The organism is Mesorhizobium sp. M1E.F.Ca.ET.041.01.1.1 (genome assembly GCF_003997355.1).
Taxonomy (GTDB): domain Bacteria; phylum Pseudomonadota; class Alphaproteobacteria; order Rhizobiales; family Rhizobiaceae; genus Mesorhizobium.
Genome location: NZ_RZSL01000763.1, coordinates 1 through 2415, shown reverse-complemented (window position 1 = coordinate 2415; position 2415 = coordinate 1). Strand labels below are relative to the sequence as shown.

Below are 2415 nucleotides of genomic sequence, written 5' to 3'. Positions count from 1 at the left end.
GGTTGCGGCGGCGGAGACGCTTGCCGCACGCGTTCCGGTCTATCCGCCGGCCCGCGCCCTTGAAGTCGCGCAGGATCGCGTGAGCGAGAAGAGTTTCCTGAACGGCATCGGCATCCCGACGGCGGAATTCTGTCCCGTCGACAATGACGACCAGCTGACGGTGGCGCTGAGGAAATTCGGCGGCAGCGGCGTTTTGAAGACGCGGCGCATGGGTTATGACGGCAAGGGCCAGCGCGTCTTCCGCAACATGGAAACCGGCGGCTTTGCCGGCGCCTGCGAGGCGATGGGCAATGTGCCGCTGATCCTCGAATCGTTCGTCGCCTTCGAGCACGAGATTTCGGTGATCGCCGCGCGCGGACTTGACGGGAGCGTTGCCGCCTACGATCCGGCCGAGAATATCCACCGCGAGGGCATCCTGCGCAGCTCGACGGTACCGGCCACGATCGGGCCGGAAACTGCCGCGGCGGCGAAGGAGGCGGCGGCGAAAATCCTCTCGGCGCTCGGCTATGTCGGCGTCATCGGCATCGAATTCTTCGTCCTCGCCGACGGCTCGCTGCTGGCCAACGAGCTGGCGCCCCGCGTCCACAATTCCGGCCACTGGACGGAGGCCGCCTGCCTCGTCTCGCAGTTCGAGCAGCATATCCGCGCCGTCGCCGGCCTGCCGCTGGGCTCACCGGCCCGACATTCCGATTGCGTGATGGAAAACCTGATCGGCGACGACATGCTGAAGGTGCCGGCGCTGCTCGCCGAGCCCGACCTGATGCTGCATCTCTACGGCAAGGCCGAGTCACGCCCCGGCCGCAAGATGGGTCATTTCACGCGGATCAGCCATAAAAACTGACCAGCGTTGGTTACTGCATATCCTGATCTTCGTCCTCGTCCGGGCTGGCGCAGCTCGGATCGCCGTCCTTGCAATTGGCACCGGAGGTGAGCTGCTTGGTGCGCTCGTTGGTCAGCTCCGTCAGGCACTGCGAAACCTCCATCGGATAGATGGAGCCGCCCTCGCTGTCGGCGGCCGAATAAGCGCATTCGGCGTCGCGGAACGCGATCCAGGCGCGCTGCGCCGTCTGCAGCAATTTGTTGGCCTTCTCGTCATTTCCGCTGACGATATCCTTGTAGGCGGCGTTGAGCTTGGCGTCGGCCGCCTCATAGTCGGCGTTGGCGCAGATATTCATCATCTGCTGGCTGTCGTCGTTGCGGTCGCACTCCTGCCCCCAGGCCGCCGGAGCGGTTGCCACGAGCATAAGGCAGGCTGACAAAAACAGGCGGCGCATGCCGGATCTCCCAATCGCTTCGCGTTGCGGCACCTTTCCAGCCGGCCTTGAGTCGCGCAATGCCAGGTCGCCGCGATGGCGAATATTTGATGATGTGGGGTCCTGCGCCGGTTATACGGCGCGCTTGCGGTTGACAGGAGCAAGGCTCCTCGTTTATGAGCCACGCAAGTTCAAAGGCGCGCTTTTTCCGGGCGCGCCTTTAAAATTCGGCCCGGAACCGGGCCCCGACCGGATAGGCAAGACCATGAAGATCAAGAATTCGCTCAAGGCGCTCAAGGCGCGTCACCGCGACAACCGGCTGGTTCGCCGCAAGGGACGCATCTACATCATCAACAAGACCGCTCCGCGCTACAAGGCGCGCCAGGGCTGAGACTTGCGCGCGGCGCCACAAACGAACCAAGCGCCGCGCCCGTTTGATGTCGATTGCCGGTTCGCCGGCCCTCTCACGCTAAAATCATTTTGACGATCCGCCGTCCGGCATTAGATTCCGGCGATGCGGATTCTTTTTGCTTCTTTCGCCGCTCTGCTCCTTTTCGGCCTGCCCGCGTCGGCGGAGGAGCCTGCCTCGCCGCTCGCCGCCACGCCGCCGCCCGCCATCACGCCGCCGCCGGTCGCCTCGACCAGGCAGGGCCGCCTTGATCAGCTCTTCACCGACCTGAAGCGTGAGCGCAACGAAAAGGCGGCCGAACGGATCGCCGGCCGCATCTGGAATGAATGGAACCAGTCCGGCAGCGCCTCGATCGACCTGATGATGCAATGGGCGCAGAAGGCGACGGAAGACCAGAAATTCGACGTCGCACTCGACTTCCTCGATCAGGTGGTGACCTTGCAGCCGGGCTATGCCGAAGGCTGGAACCGCCGCGCCACCGTCCATTTCCTGATGAAGAATTACGGGAAGTCGATGGCCGACATCGACCACACCTTGCAGCTCGAACCCCGCCATTTCGGCGCGCTCTCCGGCCTGGCGCAGATCATGGCCGAAACCGGCCACAAGCAGTCGGCGCTGGAAGCCTGGCAGAAGGTGCTCACCATCTATCCGATGATGCGCAGCGCTCAGGACCAGGTCTCGACACTCTCGGAAGAGCTTGCCGGCGAGGGTATTTGATTCCTTTAAGGGAGTAGGGGAGTAGGGCAATAAGGG

At 63.6% G+C, this 2415-nt stretch carries 4 protein-coding genes; 3 read left to right on the top strand and 1 reads right to left on the bottom strand.

The window, feature by feature from the left end:
• Nucleotides 1-841 (top strand): 5-(carboxyamino)imidazole ribonucleotide synthase (locus EOA38_RS33760; protein WP_127301265.1); only part of this gene is annotated, 841 nt, incomplete at its 5' end.
• A gap of 10 nt (nt 842-851) precedes the next feature.
• Here EOA38_RS33760 and EOA38_RS33755 read toward each other — a convergent pair.
• Entirely contained in the window at nt 852-1274 is a 423-nt protein-coding gene (locus EOA38_RS33755; RefSeq protein ID WP_126091495.1) for a lysozyme inhibitor LprI family protein, read from the bottom strand.
• A gap of 244 nt (nt 1275-1518) precedes the next feature.
• On the opposite strand from EOA38_RS33755, the gene ykgO reads away from it, so the two are divergent.
• Together ykgO and EOA38_RS33745 are read left to right on the top strand one after the other, a co-directional pair.
• Complete coding sequence (gene ykgO, locus EOA38_RS33750) at nt 1519-1644, top strand: type B 50S ribosomal protein L36 (RefSeq protein WP_040974291.1); 126 nt, start codon at nt 1519-1521, stop codon at nt 1642-1644.
• 123 nt (nt 1645-1767) lie between these two features.
• Nucleotides 1768-2379: a hypothetical protein gene (locus EOA38_RS33745; protein WP_127301264.1), complete on the top strand. Its 612-nt coding sequence runs from the start codon at nt 1768-1770 to the stop codon at nt 2377-2379.
• Nucleotides 2380-2415: the final 36 nt, after the last annotated feature.

Coding starts and splice junctions, on each gene's coding strand:
- EOA38_RS33755 (WP_126091495.1), bottom strand. CDS start 1,274: ATGCGCCGCCTGTTTTTGTCAGCCTGCCTTATGCTCGTGGCAACCGCT.
- ykgO (WP_040974291.1), top strand. CDS start 1,519: ATGAAGATCAAGAATTCGCTCAAGGCGCTCAAGGCGCGTCACCGCGAC.
- EOA38_RS33745 (WP_127301264.1), top strand. CDS start 1,768: ATGCGGATTCTTTTTGCTTCTTTCGCCGCTCTGCTCCTTTTCGGCCTG.